General features: G+C 55.9%; 25 protein-coding genes and 1 tRNA gene. 14 read left to right on the top strand and 12 right to left on the bottom strand.

Annotated elements, in window-relative coordinates; genetic code table 11:
* Positions 1-58: 58 nt before the first annotated feature.
* Entirely contained in the window at positions 59-493 is a 435-nt protein-coding gene (gene rplM, locus H7849_RS25005; protein ID WP_186743162.1) for a 50S ribosomal protein L13, read from the bottom strand.
* A gap of 406 nt (positions 494-899) precedes the next feature.
* Here rplM and H7849_RS25000 point away from each other — a divergent pair, with 406 nt between their 5' ends.
* The gene (locus tag H7849_RS25000) at positions 900-1,559 is read left to right on the top strand and encodes a hypothetical protein (RefSeq protein ID WP_186743161.1); all 660 of its coding nucleotides are present in this window, start codon (positions 900-902) and stop codon (positions 1,557-1,559) included.
* Between the two features lie 112 nt (positions 1,560-1,671).
* Here the strand turns inward: H7849_RS25000 and H7849_RS24995 are convergent, their stop codons facing one another.
* Together H7849_RS24995 and H7849_RS24990 are read right to left on the bottom strand one after the other, a co-directional pair.
* Entirely contained in the window at positions 1,672-1,920 is a 249-nt protein-coding gene (locus tag H7849_RS24995) for an ASCH domain-containing protein (RefSeq protein ID WP_251106476.1), read from the bottom strand.
* Positions 1,921-1,999: 79 nt separating this feature from the next.
* Positions 2,000-3,553 carry a DM9 repeat-containing protein gene (locus tag H7849_RS24990; RefSeq protein WP_186743159.1) on the bottom strand — a complete coding sequence of 518 codons (1,554 nt, stop codon included), beginning with the start codon at positions 3,551-3,553 and terminating at the stop codon, positions 2,000-2,002.
* Between the two features lie 297 nt (positions 3,554-3,850).
* On the opposite strand from H7849_RS24990, the gene H7849_RS24985 reads away from it, so the two are divergent.
* The 3 genes from H7849_RS24985 to H7849_RS24975 all read left to right on the top strand — a co-directional run bounded on the left by H7849_RS24985 (position 3,851) and on the right by H7849_RS24975 (position 7,721).
* A complete protein-coding gene (locus tag H7849_RS24985; protein ID WP_186743158.1) occupies positions 3,851-6,415 on the top strand; it encodes an ABC transporter permease in 2,565 nt (854 codons plus the stop codon).
* Between the two features lie 200 nt (positions 6,416-6,615).
* A complete protein-coding gene (locus H7849_RS24980; protein ID WP_186743157.1) occupies positions 6,616-7,065 on the top strand; it encodes a response regulator transcription factor in 450 nt (149 codons plus the stop codon).
* 110 nt (positions 7,066-7,175) lie between these two features.
* Positions 7,176-7,721: a DUF4199 domain-containing protein gene (locus H7849_RS24975; RefSeq protein ID WP_186743156.1), complete on the top strand. Its 546-nt coding sequence runs from the start codon at positions 7,176-7,178 to the stop codon at positions 7,719-7,721.
* Positions 7,722-7,828: 107 nt separating this feature from the next.
* On the opposite strand, the gene H7849_RS24970 is transcribed toward H7849_RS24975, so the two are convergent.
* The 3 genes from H7849_RS24970 to H7849_RS24960 all read right to left on the bottom strand — a co-directional run bounded on the left by H7849_RS24970 (position 7,829) and on the right by H7849_RS24960 (position 10,589).
* Positions 7,829-9,829 carry a M61 family metallopeptidase gene (locus H7849_RS24970; protein ID WP_186743155.1) on the bottom strand — a complete coding sequence of 667 codons (2,001 nt, stop codon included), beginning with the start codon at positions 9,827-9,829 and terminating at the stop codon, positions 7,829-7,831.
* An 83-nt stretch (positions 9,830-9,912) separates the two neighbouring features.
* Positions 9,913-10,332, bottom strand: coding sequence for a type II toxin-antitoxin system VapC family toxin (locus tag H7849_RS24965; RefSeq protein WP_186743154.1), 420 nt, complete (start codon positions 10,330-10,332; stop codon positions 9,913-9,915).
* Positions 10,332-10,589, bottom strand: a complete 258-nt coding sequence (locus H7849_RS24960; protein ID WP_186743153.1) for a type II toxin-antitoxin system Phd/YefM family antitoxin — start codon at positions 10,587-10,589, stop codon at positions 10,332-10,334. Before H7849_RS24960 ends, H7849_RS24965 begins: the two co-directional genes overlap by 1 nt.
* Here H7849_RS24960 and H7849_RS24955 point away from each other — a divergent pair.
* From H7849_RS24955 to H7849_RS24935, 5 genes are all read left to right on the top strand, one after another.
* Positions 10,579-11,268 (top strand): GNAT family N-acetyltransferase, encoded by a 690-nt coding sequence (locus tag H7849_RS24955; RefSeq protein WP_251106475.1) that lies wholly within the window; start codon positions 10,579-10,581, stop codon positions 11,266-11,268. The two genes, H7849_RS24960 and H7849_RS24955, sit on opposite strands and share 11 nt — an antisense overlap.
* Before the next feature lie 182 nt (positions 11,269-11,450).
* Positions 11,451-12,404 carry an AEC family transporter gene (locus H7849_RS24950; protein ID WP_186743152.1) on the top strand — a complete coding sequence of 318 codons (954 nt, stop codon included), beginning with the start codon at positions 11,451-11,453 and terminating at the stop codon, positions 12,402-12,404.
* Between the two features lie 111 nt (positions 12,405-12,515).
* Positions 12,516-13,259 carry a hypothetical protein gene (locus H7849_RS24945; protein ID WP_186743151.1) on the top strand — a complete coding sequence of 248 codons (744 nt, stop codon included), beginning with the start codon at positions 12,516-12,518 and terminating at the stop codon, positions 13,257-13,259.
* 297 nt (positions 13,260-13,556) lie between these two features.
* Complete coding sequence (lepB, locus tag H7849_RS24940; RefSeq protein WP_186743150.1) at positions 13,557-14,390, top strand: signal peptidase I; 834 nt, start codon at positions 13,557-13,559, stop codon at positions 14,388-14,390.
* A 318-nt stretch (positions 14,391-14,708) separates the two neighbouring features.
* Positions 14,709-15,311: a DinB family protein gene (locus tag H7849_RS24935; RefSeq protein WP_186743149.1), complete on the top strand. Its 603-nt coding sequence runs from the start codon at positions 14,709-14,711 to the stop codon at positions 15,309-15,311.
* A gap of 312 nt (positions 15,312-15,623) precedes the next feature.
* Here H7849_RS24935 and H7849_RS24930 read toward each other — a convergent pair whose 3' ends face one another.
* On the bottom strand, positions 15,624-16,112 hold the full coding sequence (locus H7849_RS24930) for a cupin domain-containing protein (RefSeq protein WP_251106474.1): 489 nt from the start codon (positions 16,110-16,112) through the stop codon (positions 15,624-15,626).
* A 156-nt stretch (positions 16,113-16,268) separates the two neighbouring features.
* Between H7849_RS24930 and H7849_RS24925 the strand changes: the two genes are divergently transcribed.
* Together H7849_RS24925 and H7849_RS24920 are read left to right on the top strand one after the other, a co-directional pair.
* Positions 16,269-18,074 (top strand): winged helix-turn-helix domain-containing protein, encoded by a 1,806-nt coding sequence (locus tag H7849_RS24925; RefSeq protein ID WP_186743148.1) that lies wholly within the window; start codon positions 16,269-16,271, stop codon positions 18,072-18,074.
* A 400-nt stretch (positions 18,075-18,474) separates the two neighbouring features.
* Complete coding sequence (locus H7849_RS24920; protein WP_186743147.1) at positions 18,475-18,822, top strand: GIY-YIG nuclease family protein; 348 nt, start codon at positions 18,475-18,477, stop codon at positions 18,820-18,822.
* 264 nt (positions 18,823-19,086) lie between these two features.
* On the opposite strand, the gene H7849_RS24915 is transcribed toward H7849_RS24920, so the two are convergent.
* A complete protein-coding gene (locus H7849_RS24915; protein ID WP_186743146.1) occupies positions 19,087-20,103 on the bottom strand; it encodes an alcohol dehydrogenase in 1,017 nt (338 codons plus the stop codon).
* A gap of 70 nt (positions 20,104-20,173) precedes the next feature.
* Between H7849_RS24915 and H7849_RS24910 the strand changes: the two genes are divergently transcribed.
* The gene (locus tag H7849_RS24910) at positions 20,174-20,893 is read left to right on the top strand and encodes an ankyrin repeat domain-containing protein (protein ID WP_186743145.1); all 720 of its coding nucleotides are present in this window, start codon (positions 20,174-20,176) and stop codon (positions 20,891-20,893) included.
* A 104-nt stretch (positions 20,894-20,997) separates the two neighbouring features.
* Positions 20,998-21,468 (top strand): peptide-methionine (S)-S-oxide reductase MsrA, encoded by a 471-nt coding sequence (msrA, locus tag H7849_RS24905; protein WP_186743144.1) that lies wholly within the window; start codon positions 20,998-21,000, stop codon positions 21,466-21,468.
* Between the two features lie 63 nt (positions 21,469-21,531).
* On the opposite strand, the gene H7849_RS24900 is transcribed toward msrA, so the two are convergent.
* On the bottom strand, positions 21,532-21,708 hold the full coding sequence (locus tag H7849_RS24900) for a DUF1059 domain-containing protein (protein WP_186743143.1): 177 nt from the start codon (positions 21,706-21,708) through the stop codon (positions 21,532-21,534).
* 155 nt (positions 21,709-21,863) lie between these two features.
* Positions 21,864-21,940 (bottom strand) — tRNA-Arg (locus H7849_RS24895).
* Positions 21,941-22,034: 94 nt separating this feature from the next.
* On the opposite strand from H7849_RS24895, the gene H7849_RS24890 reads away from it, so the two are divergent.
* Positions 22,035-22,583, top strand: a complete 549-nt coding sequence (locus H7849_RS24890; RefSeq protein WP_186743142.1) for a DUF2911 domain-containing protein — start codon at positions 22,035-22,037, stop codon at positions 22,581-22,583.
* On the opposite strand, the gene H7849_RS24885 is transcribed toward H7849_RS24890, so the two are convergent.
* Both H7849_RS24885 and gcvPB read right to left on the bottom strand, forming a co-directional pair.
* Complete coding sequence (locus tag H7849_RS24885; protein ID WP_186743141.1) at positions 22,580-22,849, bottom strand: hypothetical protein; 270 nt, start codon at positions 22,847-22,849, stop codon at positions 22,580-22,582. The two genes, H7849_RS24890 and H7849_RS24885, sit on opposite strands and share 4 nt — an antisense overlap.
* Positions 22,850-22,856: 7 nt before the next feature.
* A complete protein-coding gene (gene gcvPB, locus H7849_RS24880) occupies positions 22,857-24,413 on the bottom strand; it encodes an aminomethyl-transferring glycine dehydrogenase subunit GcvPB (protein WP_186743140.1) in 1,557 nt (518 codons plus the stop codon).
* Position 24,414 lies beyond the last annotated feature (1 nt).

The raw sequence follows: 24,414 nt of genomic DNA, 5'->3' as shown, positions 1-24,414 counted from the left end.
ATCCTGAGCGGAGCGAAGGATCTGCTTTTCCCTCTCCCCGGCAGGATACTTAAATGCCTTACGCCTTCACTTCCAGAGGCTGCGGCTTCTGGGCCTGGTGCGGATGCTGATCGCCGCGATAGACGTTCAGCTTCGTGCCCATCTTGCGGCCCATTTTGGTCTTGGGCAGCATGCCCTTGATCGCCTCTTCCACAATCTTTTCCGGCTTGCGCTCGAGCAAGCGGACAAAAGACTCCTCGCGCAGGCCACCCGGGAAACCGGTGTAGCGACGATAGACCTTCTGCTGGCTCTTCAGGCCGGTCAACCGAACCTTCTCGGCGTTGATCACGATCACGTGATCGCCCATATCGATGTATGGGGTGTACTTGGGATTCCGCTTACCGCTCAGCACACTGGCCGCCTCGGTCGCAAGACGCCCCAGGGTCTTGCCGCTCGCGTCTACCACGAACCACTTGCGCTCAATCTCGTGCGCGCTGGGAATGTACGTCGACATCTCTGCTATCTCCACTAAAAACTTGCGTTCAAACGCAATTTGACCGCGCAAATCACAGCGCGGCTTCAAAACTTACCCACGACGAGAACTTCATGGACGCGTGAGGCTCGGGGCCCCCAACACGCGCGATGTTCGCGTTTTGGGGTGATTTGGCGCAGGCTCAACCGATTGGGGTTTTCCGGGTTCGGCGCCCAGTCAATCTGCGAGATGGTCGCAGACATACGGACAAGCAGACGCGGAACTGCGCAAGGATTTTAGAATACGGGATTTTGGGGTTCGAGTCAATCAAATTGGCCTAAAGTACAATCTGTTGACACCGTCCAAGATCAACATTCGTTTCTATAGCTTGCCTAAGGACCCCATGGCGTCAACAGAAGGACAATCTCGACTCTTGCAAGAGGCGATTATGAGTTCGATGAGGACCGTATTGAAGTCGCAATGGCCCGATCAGACAAAATCCCCTCCGACCTTAGGACGGTCAGCGCTAAATCCAAGTGAACTATTCATCGTCGATCTTTTTCAGCACTTTGTAGAAATTATCAACTCTGTCGAGAGGCTTCGGTTAATTGCTGCTTTGCTCGGTGCTAGGCCTGGACGGTCTCCGAAGGTTAACAAGGCTACCTATCTCAGCTTTCTGCTGGAGAGTTACTTGCAGGAACTCTTCGTTCTGCGGGAGAGATTTCTCCTATTCGCAAAATATGTAAAAAGGAAGTCCAAACGGCTGGATCCGCGCGATGCTACTAAATTGGATAACCTCATTAAGTTGACTGTCACTTTATTCGAACGGCGAGCTCGACAACGATCAAACCATGTTCATGAAACACGATATACAACGGACGATATCTCACACGCTCAGGGCTTAGAGTTGATTGCAAACAGCCCGCTGCCTAAAGACCCAATAGATCCAGCCGCTTGGAGGGTTCACGCCGACTTGGCCTACCAAGAGACTCGAAAAAGACTTGTCAAAGAGGTTCGTAAAGAACTTGAAGCAATCGAGAAATTTCAGAATGTTTTTTTCGCAACCATCCAACCTATCTTGGCCGAACGAATCTGCAAAAGCGGATGATCGTTATCGTTGACCGTCGAGCAGACAGTAGATTGAAGCCAGCGATATCTTAACAATGACACCCGCGAAAACTCTGATCAAATCGAAAACGCGTGAGTCTGCACCTGTAAACCTACACCTTCGGCTCAGAGCATCCCTGCCCCGTACGAGAGCGCGGTGGCACATAGTGAAACCGGATGAGGTAAATATTCTCGCCCTTACCATGCTTTGCCACCTTCAGCAGATCCAGAACACCTAAGAATCCCGACTCACGCGCAAGCTCGGGAGTAATGTCTGGGAACCCGATCGTCTCAATCGAATCCACCTCGATTTCGCCTTCTTCCATGCGATATCGTCCGCCCACTCGCACACGGGGACTCATCCAAATTCGGACGCTGCAAGTGATCTCTCCGCGACGAATCCCCTCGCGCAGTCGCTTGGCAAACAGCATGGCCGGAAACCTAAAACTGGCTCACCGAAATCGAAGCCTGCGTGACATTCACCGCATTGTTCGTCCCAAAGACCCGCAGACCCCCATCCGGCTGGGCTTGAATCTGCAGCCCCGCCTGAAAAGCAGCCTGCTGCACAATCTCCATACATTGCGGTGGAGTCGAGTTGGCCGGCAAGGGCTTAGTGACGGTGTTGTTCGTCGATCCGTTGGTCACAGTCACCGTCCCCGCAGTCGCACCTGTGCCGCTCACGAACGAAATCAGAATCCCATGCGGCTGAGCCGGCCCGGAAGGAGGCGGAGGTGGCATTTGCTGAGGAGGCGCGGAATTGTATAGAGCATCGAACGGAGTGCCCTCGACATTATCAACCCCATAGGGAATGTGGCACTTGCCGTTGGCCAGGAAGCCCGGCTGATACCCCTTTTTGCTGCCGAAGTAGCTGATCTGCTTGCGGCAGATGTAAATGTGGGTGCCGTCGGCGAGGTATCCGCCAGGCACCAGTGCTCCTATGTTGCCATCGAAATTGCGCCACTCCGCCGGGCCAGTGGCGACCTCATAGCTCTTCGACGAGTCCTCTTTTCCCTGGTCGTTGACGAATCGGCACTCTCCTTCAACCCACTTTCCAGGTACAAGAGCGTTGTTGGAATAGACTCGGCAGACATAAAGAGGCGAATCAGGCTTGGGACCGTTGCCCGGACCTCCCTTCACCGCGTCGTCTCCCGGAACAAAGGGCGACTGTGCTTGCTGCCAGTTCACTGAGCTCGCTCCCGGATCATACGGAGGAGGAGGCGCGTAATCTCCGGGTTGTGGATACTTGGGCTGAACATTGCCAAAAGCATCGATCGAAGAACACCGCGGTCCAACATACCAGCTCGTCCCTCCCTGCACCTGCCGCGTCACACTCGGATCGTCACGCCGGCACGGTGGATACGGCTGGGCAGGCTGCACTGGCGGGTAAGGATACGGCGGGTACGGTGGATACGGTGGCGGATAAGGATATGGCGGCCTTCCGCCGCCGGTGGCATAGAGCACTTCAAACGGCGGACCCTGCACGACTTCGCCTCCGCCCATCGGGATGTGACACGTCCCATCGGAGACCAATTTGCCGGGCTGATAGCCGTAATCCGTTCCGGGATTGGGAGAGTAGTGAACGCGGCATGAATAGAGTGGGCTTCCGTCAGCGTTGCTTCCCGTCTGCGCAAGACCATAGACGCTGCCCTGATATTGCCCCCAACGGGCGCTCCCATAAGCGACCTCATACGAGCGCATGATCTGTTCCGATCCGCCGTACGGCACGTTGCAATTGCCCTGAACCCACTTGCCGGGAACAACGCTCCCCTGGATCTGCGCGCGGCAGATAAACATCGGTGCCCCGGGATTGGGATCGGAGCCCGGCCCGCCTGCGATTGCTCCGTTCGACTGGTCCGGCGTAAAGGGCGACTGAACACGCTTCCATGAAATGCTTTGGCCCAACATAGAGCCATTCTGCGCAACCGAAGAAATGCTGAAGTTACCCAACAACACCAGGAGCAGCACAAGACGGTAGGGGCGACCGAAGAATTTCATGTTAAGCCTGCGGGAAAGAGAAAGATGCGAGGAACCTGCGTTAGCCGGTTCATTATGGATAAATTTTCACCGCCATGTATACATGATTCCCAGAAAAGTGCCCGTTCGTCGCAGATCCAACCAAAACTGTTCGATTCCGAACAGATGAGGCCATTTGCGGACAGAAACCCTTGCCACGGTTCGCTTAAGTCCTTCATTCTCAAAGAGTCGGTGACCTCAAGAACGGTAGGCAACGTGCTCGACATTATTTGGCTTCAAGATACAAAGAAACCACCGAAACACCACTTGGGGGACGGGATGTTGGCAGATTTGCGGGACGCACTGCGACAACTACGAAAAGCACCGGGGTTTACCGCGACAGCTGTGATCACGCTGGCACTGGGCATCGGTGCGACAACGGCCATCTTCACGCTTGTGCACCAGGTGTTGTTGAAATCGCTGCCGGTGACCAAACCAGATGAGCTGTGGCGGATTGGAGACCTGGACCGCTGCTGCAACTGGGGTGGGTACGTCCAGGGTGACGACGGGGATTTCTCGCTGTTCTCGTGGGAGGCATACAAGAACTTTCGTGCGCATACGCCGGAGTTCTCAGACTTGGCTGCACTGCAGGCAGGCAATGCGCCTCTCGGCGTCCGCAGAGAAGGATCGCAGGCTCCGGTCGACACGCGCAATGGCGAGTATGTATCGGGAAATTTCTTCAGGACCCTTGGCATCCAACCATGGATCGGTAGGCTCATGACCGACGAGGACGATAAGGAAGGCGCGCCGTCGGTAGCGGTGATGAGCTACCACATCTGGAGCCAGAAATACGGATCCGATCCCTCCGTCGTGGGCGCCAGCTATCAGATCAACGGACATCCGTTCACCGTGATTGGGGTTACTCCGCCGGGATTCTATGGTGGCAGGCTATCTGGGTTTAACATGCCGGATCTCTGGCTGCCGCTCACGACAGAGTTGTTGATCGATGGTGCGACGGCGCGCCTGAAAAGGCCGAATGGCAACTTCCTCGACTTGCTCGGAAGAGTGCATCCGGGAGTGAATCCAAAGACGCTTGAGGCAAAGCTCAGGGTTGAATTCCATGACTGGCTCGCCAGTCATGTTCCCGACATGGAGCCGGGCGAGAAGCAACTCTGGCAGCAGCAAACGTTGCATCTGGTACCTGGCGGTGCCGGAGTAGCATCCATGAAGGCTCAGTATGAGGATGGCCTGAGGCTGCTGCTGATCGCCTCCACCTGCGTGCTGCTGGTGGCCTGCGGAAATCTGGCAAATCTCATGCTGGCGCGCGGATTGAAGGATCGCGCGCAAACGTCGGTGCGCGTGGCATTGGGCGCTTCACGGCAACGGCTGGTGCGCAAGGCGCTGGTGGAATGCGTCCTGCTGGCTGTCATTGGTGGAGTCATCGGCATAGCCGTGGCCTACGCTGGAACACGGCTGATCCTGCATCTGGCCTTTCAGATCGGCGGTCCGAACAATTATGTGCCGATCGATGCGAGCCCATCCTGGCCAGTGCTGCTCTTCACTCTGGGCGTGTCGGTGCTCACCGGCATCTTGTTCGGGATCGCGCCGGCCTGGATGACCTCGCATGCGGAACCTGTAGAAGCGCTGCGCGGCGCAAACCGCTCCGTAGGCGGCGGGCGCTCGTGGGCGCAGAAGTCTCTGGTGATCGGACAGGCAGCTATGTCGCTGATCCTCCTGTCGGCAGCGGCTCTGCTAGGCCAGAGCTTGCGCAACCTCCAGCACCAGAATTTCGGATTCGACATGCGCGGACGCTACATAGCCTGGATCAATCCGCTGCTCAGCAACTACAAGCCGGAACAAATGGAGCCAATGTTCCGTGAGATCGACGCCCGCCTGCGTCAGATTCCGGGCGTGCGTATGGTCGCCCCGGCACTCTATGCGCCAATGAGCGGCGACAGTTGGAACGACGGTATCCGCATCGAAGGCAGGCCGGAACCCGGAGCGAAGGAAGACACCTCCGCGGGCTGGTCGCGAGTCATGCCAGGATTTTTTGAAACCATAGGCGCAAAAGTTGTGCTGGGCCGGCCTATTACTGAAGACGATACCGATGCAACGCGGAAGATCGCGGTCATCAACGAAGCCTTCGCGAAGAAGTTCTTCAAAGGCGAGAACCCGATTGGACAGCATTTCGGTCCTGACAAGATCAAGTATTCCGCAACCTACGAAATCGTCGGTGTCATCCGAAACATACGGTATATGACCTACGACTACAAGGAGGCCATACGCCCGATGTTCTGGGTGCCGGAGGCACAGACTGTGCAGTACGACGAGACGGCATACATGAGCGGCGAAATCTGGTCACACTACCTCTACAACATCGTCATCTGGGCGCCGGGGAATCCGCCGGGACTGGAAGAGCGCGTGCGCAAGGTCTTGGCCGGCGTCGATCCAAATTTCGTTCTTTACGGAGTTGACCCGTACAGCAAAGTCGTCGACGCGGATTTCCAGCAGCAAAACATGATTGCGACACTGACGACGCTCTTTGGCATACTCGGGCTGGTGTTGGCAGCAGTTGGCCTCTACGGAGTAATGGCATACACGGTGGAACAGCGCACGAGCGAGATTGGCGTGCGCATGGCGCTCGGAGCAGATCGCGGACAAGTGGTCAAGATGGTGCTGCGCGGCGCGTTCTCGCAGATCGCTATCGGACTGGCAATTGGCATCCCGACGGCAATAGGCGTAGGAAAACTGATGACCGATCAACTATTCGGCGTAAAGCCCTGGGATCCGGTCATGCTCACGCTGGCTACATTGCTGCTGGCGCTGGCAGCACTCCTCGCCACGGTGATTCCCGCACGCCGGGCTGCGGGAGTCGAACCGATCGTTGCACTTCGGAATGAATAGTTGCGAGGCAGACGGGTACGCGCGTGATTCCGCCCTGTCAAAAGACTATAAGGGGATGACCCTCTCAATCGAGATGGCAAGCCTCCCATATCTCTTCGAGATGTTCTCGGCAAAATTAGCGAGTACCGAAGCTCCCCCCTGCGCTAACATGAGTCAGCACTCGGTCTTTTGATCGTAACTGAAGCCTTCCCTCCTGACGCATGGCGCGCCACGTACTTATCTTCGGCTTGATCGGCGGAATCCTGATCGCCGCTCTTCAGTGGACTGAGTACCAGTTCCTGGTCATCGAACATTCGATGGCAATCTATGGGGCGCTGATCGCCGCCATCTTTGCCGCTCTTGGAATCTGGCTTGGCATCAAGCTGAGATCGTCGCGGCAAAAAATTGTTGTGAAAGAAATCTCCGTCCCGACCGAAAAGCCGTTCGTCCTGAACGAGAGAAAACGGGGTGACCTCGGCATCACACGCCGCGAGCTTGAAATCCTTGAACTCATCGCCCAGGGCATGAGCAATCGCGAGATCGCAGGAAAACTCTACGTGAGCGAGAACACGGTCAAGACGCATTGCAGCCGTGCCTTCGACAAACTAGGAGCCAAGCGACGGACACAGGCCGTCCAGCTCGGCAAGGAGTTCGGTCTGCTTCCGAAATGAGTCATGCAAACGCATGATTTTTCTATCCATCCGCCGAAATCACCCGAAAGGATGACGACAGAGCCCCTCCCCGCCACGGTAAGGTGTGTTCACATTCGCAGGAGACACAGATGAAAAAGACCATACTCACCTTCGGACTGATTTCCGGTGCCATTTCCTCGCTGCTGATGGGCGTCACAATAATGATCGCAAACAGGATCGGCCTCGATCGCGGCGCCTTCGTCGGCTACACCACCATCGTGCTGTCATTCTTGCTGGTCTTCTTCGGCATCCGCTCATACCGCGACACCACCGGCAACGGTCAGATTACCTTTGCCAAGGCATTCATCGTCGGAATCTCCATTACGCTCATCTCGTGCATCTGCTATGTGATCACATGGGAGATCATCTTCTTCCAGTTCATGCCCGACTTCATGCACAAATATGCGGCCCACGTCATGCAAAAGGCGCAAGCCTCAGGCGCCAGCCCAGCAGCCCTCCAGGCACAAAGCCAGCAAATGACGCGCTTAGAGCAGCTCTACAACAACCCCCTCTACAACGCAGCGGTGACATTCATCGAGCCCTTCCCGGTTGGCCTCGCCATCACCCTGATTTCCTCAGTCGTCTTGCGAAGGACACGGACGCCCCAACCAGCACAATCACCTCTGCCAACCTAAGCGGTCGCCTAGGCCAGAGGGCCTAGTGACTCTCGTGACAGATGACGACAAATCGCTATCGTTTAACGATTTGCTAGGTGCTGAGTCGCTCTCATCTTTCTGTCAGATCACATCGCAGGCAACGGACTCTTACTCGGCGCCAGAATATCGTCCAGCCGATCCGGCGTCCTCTCAACCCGCTCCAACGATGGATAACGCAGCCCATCATAGTAAGCGAACGGGATCGTCACGAAGCGGTCCTCTATATGAAATTGTAACTGTATCGGTTGCTTATCTTTTTCCGCTGCAAGAATGGCATCCCGCAGCACCTTCGCCGAGTACGCCGTGCCGTTCACAGAAACAAGTTCCATACCGGGAGTCACCCCTGCCTTGAACGCCAGGCTGTCCCACACCACATTCCCGATCGTCTTCGGTTCCGTGCCTTTGTTTCCATACGATCCAAGCGAGAAGCCCAGCGACGTCCAAAAGCTCACGATTCCAGCCTTCGCCTCTTCCTTTTCTGCCCACTCAATCGGCTTGTCCGTGTACACCAGCTTGTAGCCGCCTTGCGCAAAGCCGTTCATCGGCACCTCTGGATGCAGGTCATACACTCTCTCCTGAAGGAAGCCGCGCCAGTCATACGGAGCAACCGCATTCAGATCCTTCACCACATCCTCCAGCGTGTACTGATACGTAATGAAGCTGCCGTTGTAGACCCCGAAGAACTTCTTGCAGAAGTCATCCAGCGATTTCTGGCCTCCGGTCAGCTCGCGAATCTTCGTGTCCGCGTCCAGCCAGATCAGCATGCCTTCCTCGTAATAATCTTCCGGCCGCTGGTAGCTCACCCAGCTCACCGGGCGCCGCTGCGAAACAATCGGCTGATTCGTCGTATCCACCAGTGGCCGCCAGTCCCGTCCGCGGCTGATCGCATAGTGTGCCGCGGTAGCAGCCAGAATGTCGCGCGTCTGCTCCGGAGTGCGCATGCCCGCGCGAGCTGTCAGCACGTTGCCCCAATATTGCGTCATGCCCTCGTAGACCCACAGCAGGTCATCGCGCATCGGAACGTTGAAATTCGGCGTCCATAGATCGGCGGGCCTCCGGAACTTCCCATTCCAAGAGTGCGTGTACTCATGCCCCAGAAGATCGCGGTCCGAGACTCCGCCCGCCCAGTCCGTCAGGTAGTCCGCGCCCAGCCCGTCCTCGCTCGACTGATGATGTTCGAGCCCGACGCCTCCCACCTTTTCGCTGAGCAGCAGCAAAAAGTCGTAGTGCTTGTAGTGGTGCGATCCGTAAAGCTTATCCGCCTCCATCGCCAGATTCTTATGCGCCTGCAACTCCTCTGGCGTCATCTTCAGATCTTCGGCCTTATCTGCAACGATGTTCAGATGCACTGTGTCGGTCGGCGTCGGCGACAGATCGATGCGCTCGAAATAAAGCCCCGCATACAGCGGCGAATCCACCAGCGTATTCAGCGTCGTCCGCTCAAAGTGGACCGTATCGCCATCATTCGAAGCCGTCTCCAAAGCCGTCGCGTACTTCCAGCCCTTGGGAAGCTTCAGCGTCGCATCCACTGAAATGCCGCGCGAGAAGTACCCCGCCGGATACATCACAATCTCGTTCCACTCGATATCGGCCATCGCATCGGAAATCTCAATCCGGCCAGAGCTCGCCTTGATGGGCGAGAGATAATCGAAGTCCAGACCCACCGTCTTTGCGCCCTCGCTGAGCGGTACGTGAAAGGCATACATGTTCACGCGATTACGCACCCATTGCACGCGCTTGCCATCTACCGTCGTCACAATTCCAGCCAGCGCCGAGATCGGCCCACCCGGCGCATGCTCTCCCGGAAGCCACTGCGGATAGAGCAGCACCATCTCCTTCGCACCCTGCTCTACCGGAATCTCCTCGTGTACCTTCTCCACGCGATCGGTCAGGTCAGTAACGTCGACGGAGAGCTGGACCGGCCCGGAATACTGCTTATCCACTGGCGCCGCAATGGCGGGCGGCATCGACGTAGGCTCAGGCTGCGATTGCTTCTGTGCAACAGCAGGCGACGTCAAGGCAAGGAGAAACAACGCGGGAGCAAATCTGTTCATGAAAAAAGTGTAAAGCACGGCTCCTGCTTTCATCTCTTGCTCACCGCTGTGACGATGGTCCTAACCACAAGGAAAAATGCAGGGAAGCGAAGGCGTCATTGCCAATCAATCGACGGCTAATCTAGCCATGGATTCAGCAACGACACGCCAGTCAACTCAAAATCGGCCGTATTCCGCGTAACAATGGTCATTCCATGGACCAAAGCAGTTGCGGCTATCAGGGCGTCCCGGTCAGAACACGGATCGGGAACGTGAAGTGCCGCGCAACGCTGGGCAACCAAGGTATCGATAGCCACAATCCTGTCATGGAACGAAGGCAATACCTGCTCTTCCATCCAGGAGCGAAGCAGCCCGCCTTGATGATGGTCTCGGCGCTCAATCAGCAGAATCCCGATCTCCAATTCCAGTACCGAGATCACCGAAAGAAACAGCCGTCCAGAGGGGACGCCTTTAGCCCAGGACAACACATTCCGATCAGCCTTGCCGGTCTTCGCTCTGCGTAATTCGGAGACAACATTCGTGTCTAAAAGGAACATCAGGGCAGACTCGCTGGCTTATGAATATTCCCGCTGATACGAGGCGGTTCAAATTCAACCTCGGCCGCATTTGGCATTGCCAGCGAATCAACGATGTTTTCTCCCGTGCCGGTAATCTTCTCGTACTCTTCGATCGAAAGAAGCACATGAGAGGTGCGCCCACGATCAGTGATAAAGACAGGCCCTCGCTTGGCAGCTTTCTTCGCCCTGCCCGCATCCTGATTGAATTCCCGACTGGAAAATGTTGTGGCAGTCATAGCGGCCAATGTAGAAACATATCTACATAATAAGGCGTTCGCAGCCATGAAGCAAGACCATCAGCACATTCCTGAGTCCGATCGGGTTGATCAGACTCAGAAATCGGGCGACGATGAAGGCGGGAATCTCGAAGCCTCAATGACCCCAGACCTCGAAACCCGGCGGCTTCTCCTTCTCCCGCCCATCGTTGCGGACGCCGAACAGATCCAGCGCATCTTCCCGCAATGGGAGATCGTGAAATACCTCGGCAAAGTTGTTCCCTGGCCGTATCCGCCCGACGGCGCAATGACATTCTTACGCGACCAGATGCTGCCATCGATGAAGCGCGGCGACGGCTGGGCCTGGACGATCCGCCTCAAAGCAGCCCCCGCCCGGATCATTGGCTTCATCAGTCTTCACAACCGCGAAGAAACCCACCGCGGCTTCTGGATCGTTCCCGAGCATCAGGGCCAGGGTCTGATGACCGAGGCCTGCAACGCCGTCACCGATTTCTGGTTCAACACCCTCAATATGCTCGTTCTCCGCGTGCCAAAAGCAGTCCCGAATATCGGCTCCCGCCGCATCTCGGAGAAACAGGGCATGCGCCTGCTCCGCACCGAGGAACGCGATTTCGTCTCTGGCCGGTACACTGCTGAAATTTGGGAGATTACCGCTAAGGAATGGAACGCTCGCCGTTAACTAAGCCCCGCCTCAATAAACGATAATTTTATCTTCGCACTTCACTAAAAGAGAGTGGCCATGTCCGCTCTGCCCAGAGCTACTGCGATGACCAAGCTCTCTAGAAGACTGGCAGAGCACAAAATCAACCGAACAAAGCTAATTCCCAGTGCTACACTCTCCTTCAATCTGAGATATCCCTGGTGCAAATCGCTGACCTCATCCTACCTGTATTTGCAGTGATCCTGACTGGCTGGATCGTTGGCTTTACGGGGTATCTGTCGCGGGCATTGTCGGACGCACTGATTCACTTCGCTTATAACATCGCAATGCCGGCCTTGCTGATCGTCACCATTGCACAAGAGCCAAGTCATTCGCTGATTAATTGGCGCTTTCTTGTTGCCTTTGGTGGTGGCTCCCTCCTCTGCTTCACCTTCGTCTTCGGCATCATGAGCATTCATGCTTCGCGAAGTCTTGCAAGCCGAACGATGCATGGCATGGCGGCATCGATGACCAATACCGGCTTCGTCGCCTTACCCGTCCTGCAGGCGATCTATGGTCAGCACGCTGTGTTGCCGGCGGCGATCGCCACGGTATTCGTGGCCGTTGTGATGTTTCCAGCAGCTGTGATCCTGCTCGAACTTGATCAGCGAGATGCGCGTGGCTCACGCACGACCCCAATGGTCACAGTGAAGCATGTCGTGCTTAACCCGATGGTCATATCAACCCTGATTGGCATGCTTTTGTCGGTCCTCAATCTCCACATGCCCGGGCCAGTCACCGCTTACCTAGGCATCCTGGCAGATGCTCTCACGCCTTGTGCTCTATTCGCCATCGGGCTGGGGCTGTCGATCGATGGATTGCGCGCCAACATTGGTCGAGCCTCGCTGCTCTCGGCCGTCAAGCTCGTTATCATGCCTGTGATCGTGTACGGACTGAGCGTATCTCTGGGGCTCGACCCCCTCTACACCATTGCGGCTGTAATCTGCGCCGCAGTGCCCACGGCCAAGACTGTCTACATTCTTGCCGGAGAGTACCGCTGCGAGGAAATGATGGTAGCGTCCACTGTCTCGATGACAACTCTGGTTTCCGTCATCTCGCTCGTGATCTGGCTTTATGGGCTATCCGGGCTTGCGAAACGCATCGCCGCCGGATAGGGCACTAATGCGTTCGCGGTCTCGGAGGCTCATTGCCATTATGGATAAAACTCCGCGAATCCTGCTGAACGTTAAGAATTTCTTTCGAGCAAACTTCATGTGCTATGCCAATTGGAAAAGTGTACGATCTTCTTCGACTTTCAAGCTCAAGGCATCCGCACAACTGTGACGACCGCCAGGCTCTCTCTACACATCACCGAGCACAGATTTTTTCTGCTGTTTGTCTTCCTCCTGGCAGATCTCGCTTTCTATCCCTTCGTCAGCGATTCTCTCGGCGCGCGGTATTATGTGCTCCGCGGGTTGGGCATAGCCGTAACTTTGATTACTGTCTATGCGGTCAGTTTCCGCAAGGGTTTGATCTTCGTCGCCTTGGCGCTCGGCATTCCCGCGATGATGGAACGCAGGGTGTTCTTCCACACCGGCATCGGGGCGCTATCCGCTTTGAATGTATTTGTCGGCTTTGCGTTTGATGTCTTCGTGATCGTCGTAATGTTCCGGCGCATCTTTGCCCCCGACAAGCCCAGCGCGGAAACTCTCTTTGGCGCATTGTGCATCTATCTTTTGATCGGGTTCGCCTTCGCCCGGCTTTACGCTCTTATCGCAGCCCTCAGCCCCCATGCCTTTTATCTCGATCCGGCGACCAACCAGCACACTCTTCCAGTGGGCTTCGATTTCATCTTCTTCAGTTTCGGATCCATGACTACAGCCGGTGCTAGTAGCATCGTGGCCGTCTCGCCGCAGGTGCGCTCTCTCTCAGTGATCGAATCCATTCTGGGAGTCCTGTATCTCGCGGTCATGATCTCAAGGCTGGTAGGCGCCTATCGACGAACCTATCCCGACTCCAAAGAGTCCTGACCGTCTCCCGTAGCGAACAGCCTGTATTCAAAGTTGCGGCACGAAGAATCGCACGCAACGACTGAATATGCGCAGTTAGCAGATGATCGGCAATCCGGAACTAACCGGATTACTTCCGTATTGGCGACTAGCCGCTCGCACGCCGAATCATCCGGAGAATTCTACGTTGCACAGGGATTTGATAGACTCTGGTCAAGACGAAAACCCGACGACAGTCGAACGTACATGAAATCATCCCTTTCGAAGGGACCGCTGTGAACGCCCTGGGGCTTGCCAGCCTTCCTGAGGAGCCCTTGGATGCGCCTAGCGACGAAGATTTCTCCTGTTTCAACGAAGCCCGCAGCTTCCGCCAAGATCAATCAGGAGGAGACTCCTTTCGAAGCGCTGGCCAGCATCTGCTCAGTTCTGGTGGTGGGCCTATTTATTCTGACCTTCTTAGCTCAGAACTACGTCATTCCGTCGGGTTCGATGAAGAACACGTTGCTTGTAGGCGATCACCTGCTCGTCGACCGGATCACGCTAATGCCGCTTGCTTCGTGGATGCCGCTCATCAGGTATCGCGAGCCGAGGCGCGGCGATATCGTGGTCTTCCACAAGCCCGTCAATCAGCCTGGTATTGATGCCACTGACGCCGACGGAACACCACAATACACTCCCCTGGTGAAGAGGTTGATTGGCGTACCGGGAGATCATATTCATCTACGCAACGGCATTGTGATTGTTAATGGTGTTGCACAGCCCGGGGGATTTGCGCAGCCGACAACGACGGATAACTTCAACGAGTTCCTCGACGATTTCCCCGCAGTACCTCCAGCCGAGGTGCCTGGGTCAACAGAGTCGTGGGCCGTGAACTTCTCGAGTTATATCCAGGACGGCGACCTGGTGGTTCCACCCGGCATGTATTTCATGATGGGCGACAACCGGCACAACAGCCTGGACTCGCGCTACTGGGGCTTCGTGCCGCGCGCTAACATACTTGGCCGTCCGCTTTTCAACTATTGGTCGTTCGAGGCCGCAGACGGGCAACTTGAACAAACAGGATTCGGTCACAAGCTCGCGTGGATCGGCCACGTTCTGGTGCATTTCTTCCCAGACACGCGCTGGAAACGCACTTTCCACGTCGTTCGTTGAACCGAAATTGTAAGATCCCGATTTGATCTTGGTGCGCTCCGGTCGTATGACCGGCAATCCGGAAGTTACCCGCCGAAATGTCCGTATGCCGACCAACCGGCCTAAGGGTAACGAAATCGCGTGTGATCGCTCTCGTAACGCAGGTCCCCAACAATTTAACGTTCGAGCATCTGTAGCGCCATCTCCGGAATCATCAATCCCGTGAACGCGGCGACTCGTCCCTCAAAACTTCCGGATGATCACGAACTGCTTGTATCTTCCCCGCCTCTGCTCTAGCCTCGGGCGATTGCAAGAGTTTCGATTCCAGCGGAGACCGCAATGAAATCGCCGATTCTCTCTTCGATTTGTATCGCCTGCGTCCTGAATGCCGGTGCTCTCTCAATGCACGCGCAAACTTCCGACGCCTCCACAGACCGCACTGCACCCAGCTATGACATGAAAGCCCAGGCGCTTCTCGACCTGCAAGAGGTGAATAAGAAGTGCGTCGATCTTGCCCAGGTACTTCCGAGCGACAAACTCACCTGGCGCCCCTCGCCCGACACCCGGTCCTTTGCCGAAGTGTTTCTGCATGTAGCTGGAGAACGCTACGCATTCCTCAGCATGATGGGTGCGACTCCTCCGGCAGGGTTCAAAGCGGGCGAGTTCGACAAATCCACCACCGAAAAGGGTCACATCATCGAGGCGCTGAATCAATCCTGGGATTTCGCGAGCAAGGCGATCAATGGCATGAGCAACGCGGATTTCGCAAAGCTGCTGCCAAAGCTCGGCCCGCAGGCTAACGAGGGTGACGTTGTTTACCTCCTCGTTGCCGACGCGCACGAACACCTCGGCCAGCTAGTCGCCTACGCCCGGCAAAATGGCATCGTGCCTCCCTGGACCGTGGAGGCTCAAAAAAAGAAGACGGCCGCCGCTGCCAAATAAGGCGTGTGACTTCCCCCTCTCTATGACTCAACGCTCATATCGATCCCTGGAATACAGATTCCGAGTGGCATGGTGAACACATCCATCGCCTAATCGACGCTGTGCCATCTGCCAACCGAGAGTTTGGCCGATGGATTGATACATTCCGGATTGCCGACCAACCGGACGTTACTCAACACAAGGGCGTTTTTCGGTATCTATCTTGGAAGAGGGCGGCCGTCTCGGTCTCAAGTGTTTACTCTTGAGTTAGTTCCGGGTGGGCGACCACACGCCCAGGAGCGTTTCGAGTCGCATGCGGCAAGCGCGATTCCGCTACTTCTTCCGGCTTGGGTCGTCGTCAGGATTGACGTAGTTGAACTGCAACGGGGACATGCCGTGGACCTGCACCACAACTTCTCCGCTTGCCATCGCGTAGTGATGCATATCGGGGTCGAGAAAAGCAAAACTGCCGGCCGGGAAATCTCCCATCTTGGTTTCATCAAACCGATCTCCCATTCCCACTTTGAAAGTCCCTGTGATGACAGTGACGTTTTCTCGTTGAGGATGCCAATGTGGCGCGATGCGATATCTGTCTGGCATCTTCAAGCGAATGGTGTAGTCCCCACTGGAAGCACCTGGATTGCCCTCAAGTACTGCGAGTTGCGCTCCTGCGGGCACAAATGCTGGGGCGGGACCATATGGAATGGCATCGGGTGTGAATGCGTGTTTCGAAGAATCCGTTTGAGCCCCACTCGTGAAGACGAGGGCTACTCCGCACAGCAGTGCTGCCAGTGTAGCCGCGAGATTTACGTTCCGGTTCATAGACTTTGCCTCCGTCGTTGAATTCGATACCGAACGCCAAGAATATTCCTCCAACCAGGGCGCCATTTCAATCGGGCTCAGATAACGGTTCCATATCTTTCATATATCGGAGTAAAGTGCTCAATCTTAGAGAAGAATGCCTGCAAGACAAGCTCTATGCCGGGTGCAAAACAAGAAGTTAGTGAAATTGAGTTAGACCTCGGGCGCTACGAGCTTCGCCGCCGCGGGCGGCCGGTAAAGCTCGAGAAGAAGCCCATGGAACTGTTGATTTTCCTTGTGTCGCGCAGGAATCAGCTGGTTTCGCGGAGGGATATTATCACGAAACTCTGGCGTTCGGACGTATTTATCGATGCCGAGCCTGCCATTAACAACGTCATACGAAAAATCAGAACGGCCTTAGGCGACACCTCCGCTAAGCCGCGTTTTCTTGAGACGGTAGTTGGCAAAGGGTACCGATTCACCGGCCCGGTGCGAGTGATTCATGCTCGCTTCCAGTGTTCCGAGCTGGAGGGGTCTCCGGCAGTTGAGGCCAACTGGGAAGGTCTTTCTGTGCGAGACGAACGCCCGTCCCTCGCCGTACTCCCACTTTGTCTGCTCGGAAACAGTCCCGATGACAGGGGAGTATGTCTCGGGTTTGCAGACGCATTAGTATCGCGGCTCGGAAATCTGCAGGGCGTCAATGTCTTACCAACCTCGGCGATGCTTAACGTGCCGGTCGACATGAGCGCTTCGGACGTTGGGTCACGCCTCGGCGTCCGCTTTGTAATCCACGGCGCTATCCGAGAATCGAAGGGACAGTGGCGTCTTTCCCTGCAGATGTTCGACACACATTTGCAGGGCGCAGGCTTCTCACGGAAGTGCGATCTCGATGTGAATCGGCTATGCGACCTTGAAGATGAAATTGCCAGACAAATCGCGAGTGCATTGAATCGGCCATTGCGCCCACAGACAGAGCAGCGCCCGCGCTATAGCAGAGATCAGATGGCTTATGCGGAATTTGTCCGCGGATACCGACTTAGCTCCTCTGGTGACACTGCCGTCTTGGATGAAGCAATCGAACGCTTGAGTAATGCGGCGACCCGAGATCCGAACTTCGCTCTTGCTCATGCAACGCTTTCGCTTGCCTGCGCGACTCGCTATTTCGAGTTCGACCCAGCGAGCAAATGGTTGGAGAAAGCTGAGTTTCATTGCCGTCGGGCGCTTGAACTAAGTCCCGATTTGGCTGAAGGGCATGTCGCCAATGCCTTTCTCCTTTGGGGTCCATCGAAAAACTTTCAGCACCTCGATGCGATTGCCGAACTGCGGAGGGCGATTTCGCTGCAGAAGAATCTGCCTCATGCTTACAACCGTCTGGGGACAATTCTGGCGCACATCGGCCTGCTCGATCGTGCTCGTGAAATGTATGAGCGCGGGCGGCCTTTCCAGCCGAAGAAGGCCGCCAATCACAGTGTCGTCCAAGTGTATGTCTGGAATCATGAGCTCGATTTGGCACGGGAAGAGATCCAGGCGTGGCGAGCAGAGAATCCAGGCAACAAGTACGCCATCTACTTTGCTCCGCAGCTGGCCATGATGACCGGAGATTGGAACGAGGCGAGAGCTCTGTTGGATGACGCGGTTCGAGTCTTCCCTCAAGAACCGATGATTGTCAGTTTGTTGGGTCTCTATTTCGCTTTGGTCGGCAAAGCTGAACAAGCACTGGAGTGCGTGGCTCGCGCCTGCGGCACCGCAAAATCGTTTGGACACTCCCACCATACTTATTATCAAGTCGCTTGCATTTATGCCATTTTGGAGCGGCGTGAGGCGGCCTTTGAATGGCTGGAACGGAGCGTTGGTACTGGATTTGCGTGCTGGCCGTTTTTTCTAAAAGACATTGGCCTCGAGAATCTGCGGACCCTCCCTGAATTTGAGGTCTTGGTCAGCGCCTTGCAAGCCAAGTATCCAGACTATCTCGGATTGCTTTAGCCGTGCCCCCTTGTCGACTGCGAGTCGTGTCACCGCCAACTCGGTAATTACCAATTGGTTGAGAGCTTAGACGGCAAGAGCAAGATTAGTACCGAAAAGTCGGCTTGTGGGAAGTGATGTGACAGATGTATCACCGGCAAACCGGACATTTCGCTATAGCCGTCCAATGGCTGCCGGAAACCTCTGGCTGACGACAATCGGTCAAAGAACTCGGCAACGTCAAAAGCCGACCTCTTGGCGTCAACCTGCAACCTTTTGGTAGGTGCCCCCGTTTGGAGCAAACGCCAAATTACGGTTTATCTGAGACCCCGTTGGCGCAGCTTGATTACTTTCGGTTCGAAATCCACTGCTTGCGAACCAGAATCCGCGCATCTCCCTATACGGAGCCAAGCTACGCTGCATGCAGATGGGTCAGGCAAGTTTCTACGTCTACATCGCCGCAAGCCGCACCCGTGTCCTCTATCTGGGAATTACCCGGAACCTGAAGCGCCGCATGCACGGCCACAGGGACCCCAAAAACGAGGAAATACCGGCGTTCGCCTTACGAAACCGCTGCAATCGACTCGTGTGGTTTGAAAACCATGTCTCTCCGGAAAGCGCAATTGCACGCGAAACCCAGCTTAAAAGCTGGTCTCGTGCACAAAAACTCGCCTTAGTGGCGAATGAAAATCCCTCCTGGAACGACTTCAGCGAGAATTCCGGCAAGGCGAAACCTGTCAAGCCCCTGCGAGAGCTCGGCTCCCGATAAACAGCACGAAACAAAATACTTAATTGAAAAATTGAATTGGCGTACTATTTCGCCGAAATTGCTATACTGGAATTAAGGGGAGAAATTCCCTAGAAGTGCCCGCTGAAGAGCGGGCGCTCTGCTTTTTGAGTGAGGATCCCCCGCTAAGTGATTGAAAACACTAGAAAGCACCTAACGGCATTGAAATCAATCACTTAGGAGGGGATGATTCCCTCCTAAGTGATTGATAAATAATGAAGCCAGCCTGACGGGAGGGGAAGGGGGTCAGGCGCCCGTCTCAATCACCACCCGGAATCGCGCCTTGCCGCTCATCATGCGCTCGTACGCTTCCGCCGCGCGATCCAGCGGATACTTTTCGATCAAGGGCAGCACTCCTGTCAATTCGCTGAACTTGAGCGTGTCCTCTGACTCGATCGAAGTTCCGCTTGGCCAGCCATGGACGGATTGCCGCTGTAGAATCAACGGAAGCGTCGAGACTTGCAACGGCGTCATCGATACTCCAAGCACTACTAACTCGCCTGCATAGCCAAGGCCGCCAACCGCGGCCGACATCGCATCATTATCGGGCACCGTGGCCACGATGACTCTCGCGCCGCCAAGCTTCTGGAGCGCCTCAGCCACGTTCTCGCTTGAGCTGTCGATATAGTGCCGCGCACCCAGCTTATGGGCAAAATCAGTCTTGTCCGCCCCGCGGCCGATCGCAACGGTGTTGAAGCCCATCTTGGCCGCGAACTGCACCCCAAGATGCCCAAGGCCCCCGATTCCGAAAACCGCAACGGTGTCAGGCGGCTTCGCCTTGGTGTTGCGCAACGAGTTGAAGGTCGTGATCCCGGCACATAGAAGAGGCGCAGCCTCAGCGCTCTTGAACGAATCAGGGACCGCCGCCAGCGCATCGGCCGGGACCACAATGTAGTCGGCATAGCCGCCGTCATAAGTGACACCTGGGATCAGCGCATTCTGGCACGCAACCAGATCGCCACGGCGACAAGGCTCGCAGTGTCCGCAATGGCCGCCATACCAGCCAACGCCGACACGCTGCCCTTTTTTCCAGGGCACAACGCCCTCGCCCACAGCATCGATCAGCCCAATGACCTCATGGCCCGGCACACGCGGATAGGTGATGAAGGGGAAAAGCCCCTGTACGGTGACGGAATCGCTATGGCACACACCGCACGCCTGAACACGGACCCGCACATGTCCCGGTTTCGGCTCGGCCACGTCTCGCATCACGACTTCCAGAGGCGCGCCGCCCTTGGCTACCTGCACATATCTTCCCTGCATTCGAATTTCTCCTTGGCGTTGGATTATTTCAGACAGTGACGGATGAGAGATTACGAAGAGGAAAAGATAGGTGCAAAAGCTTGCGCTGAAAATGCAGCCCATGCAGAGCTATACTCGGCGAATGAGCCAGCACTTCTTCGACCTGATCCGCCAGGGAAAGACCACCGAAATCGCCGAGGCCGTCGAAGTTCAGCCATCGGTTGCCAAGTCTCGCGATGCTCAGGGAATCTCAGCGCTCATGCTGTCTATCTATACGCAGCAGCCGGTGATCCGCGATTACCTCCTGGCGCACCTGAAAGACCTGGACATCTTTGAAGCCGCCGCAACTGGCGACTGCGGCCGCCTTCAGCAGCTCATCAAGGAAGACGCCATGTCCGCCCGCGCCGTCTCTTCTGACGGCTGGACACCCCTTCACCTTGCCGCAGCCTTCGCCGGCCCTGAACCGGTTACGCTTCTGCTGGAACATGGGGCGCACGTACACCAGTTCTCGCACAACCCCATGCACAACCAACCGCTCCACGCCTGCATTGCGTTGAACCATTCGCTGGACGTGGTTGCGGTCCTGCTTGAGTGTGGCGCCGATATAAATGCGACCCAACACGGTGGATACACTCCGTTATTGCAGGCCGCCGCTGCTGGGAGGAAAGATCTGGTCCGGCTGCTCCTCGAACACGGGGCACGGGTAGATTGCATCTGCGACCGCGGCAAATCCCCCGCCGACTATGCTCGCGAGCGAGGCCACACGGAAGTGGCAGAGATTTTGGCTGAATACGCCGCACATCCTGCCTAGTCAGACGATTGAGATTCTGGTTCGGAATGCGACTCACCGACATCTAACAGGGTGCTTATAAAGGAAGTAAGGGATGCGCTGACAGGCTGCATCTGGAGGTTTAAATGGAAAAGGCAACATTTGGCGCAGGTTGTTTCTGGGGAGTTGAAGTCAATTTCGGGCAGATTCCCGGTGTACTTGAAACTGCCGTTGGTTATGAGGGTGGCAAGCTCGATAATCCCAGCTACAAGGATGTCTGCACCGACGCAACCGGCCATGCCGAAGTAGTGGAGCTAACGTTCGACCCGGCAAAAGTCAGCTACGAAAAGCTGGTGGAGGCATTCTTCTCGTTGCACGATCCGACACAGCTCAATCGTCAGGGCCCGGACTGGGGCACACAATACCGTTCCGCCATCTTCTATCACTCACCCGAGCAGGAGGCTGCGGCAAAGGGCGTGATCGAGAAGCTAACAGCAGAGCGCCGTTTCGCGAAGCCGATCGTAACCGAGGTAGTGCCAGCGCAGACATTCTGGAAGGCGGAAGAGTATCACCAGAAGTATCTCGAGAAGCGCGGATTAGCTAGCTGCCACATCTGAGTGCAAAAAAGCCGGCCAACAATATGGCCGGCTTTCTTTGTTTGATCCAATCATCCTGCAAGCTTACGCATCGTGAATGGCTGCCTTCACTTTCTCCATCAACTCTGGCGGAATGTCAGTAAATCCATGATCTTTACGAGCGTGTTGGGCCGCTTTCTCCATGACTTCTTCAGCACTTGCGCCCTGAGCAACAAAATCACAATCCACGCCAACATCCCGGCACGTCAAGACTTTGGTCATCTTAGGTCTCCTTTCACCAATGCCGACAGAGCATAGTGTCGAGGATCGTATTCCTCTGCGGATGCTCCGTCAACGCCCTTGGATAAGGGTTGTGGCGAAGTTCAACCAAGACTCTGGGATTGGGTTGATCCAGCAAATGAGATGGTAAGGGGATCTGGTGCGCCCGGAGAGATTCGAACTCCCGACCTAATGCTCCGGAGGCATTCGCTCTATCCAGCTGAGCTACGGGCGCGCGTCCTTAGGATACTATACCGGAAGTTTTGACACGCGGGCCTCTTCGCGATTTGATGGAGAGGCCCACTTCCGGCACAAAAAGGAGAGTTCCGATGCATCGCAGGACATTCGCAAAAACACTCTGTTGCATTTTGTTCGCAGCCATTGTCAGTTCCTTAGCTTTTGCGCAAAACGATCAGAAGCCGCCAGCCAGCCCACCGGCACAGGCGAAGGTGACTTTCGGCAGCAAGACTGTGACTATCGACTACAGTGCGCCATCGATGCGCGGACGCAAGATCTTCGGGGGACTGGTTCCCTACGATCACTGGTGGCGTACAGGCGCAAATTCTGCAACGACACTGAAGACCGACATCAATTTGAAAATCGGTGACCTTGGCGTGCCAGCCGGGACATATACGCTGTACACCATTCCGGAGAAGAGCGGCTGGACTCTCATTGTGAACAAGCAGACAGGCCAGTGGGGCACGAAATACGACGAGACTCAGGACCTGGGACGCGTGAAAATGACAGAAGGCGTCATGCCCAGCAGCCCGGTTGAAACCTTCCAGATGAAATTCGAGCACACGAAAGACCTGACGACCGAATTGCACCTGCTCTGGGAGACGACGGACGTCTATGTAGGCGTAACAGCGATCCCCTAACTCCGGCTCGCTTCCCTTGCCTGCTCTAGCTCCTGCATGACGGACTGGATCAGTTCCTTGGCGCCGTTGATTTCGTTCATCACGGTTTCGAGATCAAGCGCCGGCTTCGATGGATTACGGTTCGACGCGCAATAAACTCCGTGCTGACCAATGAGGATGAGCGCATCGGTCAGCGCGTCGAGCGTCACAGCAAGCCGCCCGCGAGCCGGTCCCATCATGAATTCGTACTTTTCGAGCTCGTCGCGGCGGTCGTGAAAAATAGACATGCCTTGACTACCACTCCTTGGCCGGAGTGTCGTCCGGAGTGAGCGGCGTGCTGGCAGGATGCGCTTTCCACCGCAGGATCGGCTTGCGCGCGGCAGTCGTCTCGTCCAGGCGCGAAACACGCGTCGAATGCGGCGCATTGAGAATCAGCTGTGGATTCTCGTCCGCTTCGCGCGCAATCTGGCGCATGGCATCGACAAAAAGATCGAGTTCCTCGCGCGATTCGCTCTCCGTGGGCTCGATCATCAGCGCGCCGGGCACGATCAGCGGAAACGCCGTCGTATACGGATGGAAGCCGTAATCGATAAGGCGCTTGGCAATGTCTCCGGTCTTAATGCCATTCTTCACCTGACGACGATCGCTAAAGACCACTTCATGCATGGAAGGCGTGTTGTACGGCAAATCGTAGACATCTTCGAGCTTCTTGCGAATGTAATTCGCATTGAGTACCGCGTCTTCAGTTGTCTGACGCAGGCCGTCAGGGCCGTTGGCAAGGGTGTATGCGAGTGCACGCACAAACATGCCAAAGTTACCGTAGAAGGCGCGCACGCGCCCCACAGATTGCGGACGATTGTAGTTCCAGTGAAGTTGTCCGTCGCTTCCCTCTTCGACTACCGGGATCGGCAAAAACGGCTCGAGAATCTTCTTGCATGCCACCGGTCCTGACCCCGGACCACCACCACCGTGCGGCGTCGAGAAAGTCTTGTGCAGGTTCAGGTGCATCACGTCGACGCCAAAGTCGCCAGGCCGCGTTTTCCCGCACAATGCGTTCATGTTTGCACCGTCCATATAGAGCAGCGCGCCCTTCGCGTGCAGAATGTCGGCTATCTTGTGAATCTGATTTTCGAAAACACCAATCGTCGACGGATTCGTAAGCATCAACGCGGCAGTGTCTTCATTGACCATCTGCTCAAGAGCCGCGACGTCGATGCCGCCCTGTGCATTGGATTTGAGATTGATGACCTGGTAGCCGCAGACGGCAGCGGTGGCCGGATTCGTCCCGTGGGCCGAGTCAGGAATGATGATGTTCTTGCGCGTGTTGCCTTTTGACTGGTGATACGCGCGCGCAAGCAGAATGCCGGTGAATTCGCCATGCGCTCCAGCAGCGGGCTGCAGCGTAATCGTGTCCATACCCGTGATCTCGATCAGACAGTCCTGCAACAGTTTCACAATCTGCAGCGAGCCTTGCGAGAGCGACTCCGGCTGATACGGATGGGCTTCAGCGATGCCCTCTAGTCGCGAGACGAATTCGTTCACGCGCGGGTTGTACTTCATCGTGCAGCTACCCAGCGGATACATGCCAAGATCAATGGCGTAATTCCATGTCGAAAGCCGCGTGAAATGGCGAATGATCTCGATCTCGCTCAACTCAGGCAGTGTGCCTGTGCTCTCGCGCGCCGCTTCACCGAGAAGTGTGGAGGGATCAACTTCGGGCACATCCAGCGGAGGCAGCCTGTATGCCTTCTTGCCCGGCGATGAAATTTCAAAAGACAGTTTTTCGTTCTGCGTAAGATGCGCTGTTACCTTGCGCGGCGTGCCGCCAAAAGTTTGTTCTGTTGTTGCCATC

The organism is Alloacidobacterium dinghuense, assembly GCF_014274465.1.
Taxonomy (GTDB): Bacteria; Acidobacteriota; Terriglobia; order Terriglobales; family Acidobacteriaceae; genus Alloacidobacterium; species Alloacidobacterium dinghuense.
This window is presented reverse-complemented; position numbering and strand designations above follow the sequence as displayed.

Coding starts and splice junctions, on each gene's coding strand:
- H7849_RS24970 (WP_186743155.1), bottom strand. CDS start 9,829: ATGAAAGCAGGAGCCGTGCTTTACACTTTTTTCATGAACAGATTTGCT.
- H7849_RS24885 (WP_186743141.1), bottom strand. CDS start 22,849: ATGTCTATTTTTCACGACCGCCGCGACGAGCTCGAAAAGTACGAATTC.
- rplM (WP_186743162.1), bottom strand. CDS start 493: ATGTCGACGTACATTCCCAGCGCGCACGAGATTGAGCGCAAGTGGTTC.
- H7849_RS24960 (WP_186743153.1), bottom strand. CDS start 10,589: ATGACTGCCACAACATTTTCCAGTCGGGAATTCAATCAGGATGCGGGC.
- H7849_RS24995 (WP_251106476.1), bottom strand. CDS start 1,920: ATGAGTCCCCGTGTGCGAGTGGGCGGACGATATCGCATGGAAGAAGGC.
- H7849_RS24985 (WP_186743158.1), top strand. CDS start 3,851: ATGTTGGCAGATTTGCGGGACGCACTGCGACAACTACGAAAAGCACCG.
- H7849_RS24890 (WP_186743142.1), top strand. CDS start 22,035: ATGCATCGCAGGACATTCGCAAAAACACTCTGTTGCATTTTGTTCGCA.
- H7849_RS24980 (WP_186743157.1), top strand. CDS start 6,616: ATGGCGCGCCACGTACTTATCTTCGGCTTGATCGGCGGAATCCTGATC.
- H7849_RS25000 (WP_186743161.1), top strand. CDS start 900: ATGAGTTCGATGAGGACCGTATTGAAGTCGCAATGGCCCGATCAGACA.
- H7849_RS24915 (WP_186743146.1), bottom strand. CDS start 20,103: ATGCAGGGAAGATATGTGCAGGTAGCCAAGGGCGGCGCGCCTCTGGAA.
- H7849_RS24990 (WP_186743159.1), bottom strand. CDS start 3,553: ATGAAATTCTTCGGTCGCCCCTACCGTCTTGTGCTGCTCCTGGTGTTG.
- gcvPB (WP_186743140.1), bottom strand. CDS start 24,413: ATGGCAACAACAGAACAAACTTTTGGCGGCACGCCGCGCAAGGTAACA.
- H7849_RS24935 (WP_186743149.1), top strand. CDS start 14,709: ATGAAATCGCCGATTCTCTCTTCGATTTGTATCGCCTGCGTCCTGAAT.
- H7849_RS24930 (WP_251106474.1), bottom strand. CDS start 16,112: ATGAACCGGAACGTAAATCTCGCGGCTACACTGGCAGCACTGCTGTGC.
- lepB (WP_186743150.1), top strand. CDS start 13,557: ATGCGCCTAGCGACGAAGATTTCTCCTGTTTCAACGAAGCCCGCAGCT.
- H7849_RS24975 (WP_186743156.1), top strand. CDS start 7,176: ATGAAAAAGACCATACTCACCTTCGGACTGATTTCCGGTGCCATTTCC.
- msrA (WP_186743144.1), top strand. CDS start 20,998: ATGGAAAAGGCAACATTTGGCGCAGGTTGTTTCTGGGGAGTTGAAGTC.
- H7849_RS24900 (WP_186743143.1), bottom strand. CDS start 21,708: ATGACCAAAGTCTTGACGTGCCGGGATGTTGGCGTGGATTGTGATTTT.
- H7849_RS24920 (WP_186743147.1), top strand. CDS start 18,475: ATGCAGATGGGTCAGGCAAGTTTCTACGTCTACATCGCCGCAAGCCGC.
- H7849_RS24925 (WP_186743148.1), top strand. CDS start 16,269: ATGCCGGGTGCAAAACAAGAAGTTAGTGAAATTGAGTTAGACCTCGGG.
- H7849_RS24965 (WP_186743154.1), bottom strand. CDS start 10,332: ATGTTCCTTTTAGACACGAATGTTGTCTCCGAATTACGCAGAGCGAAG.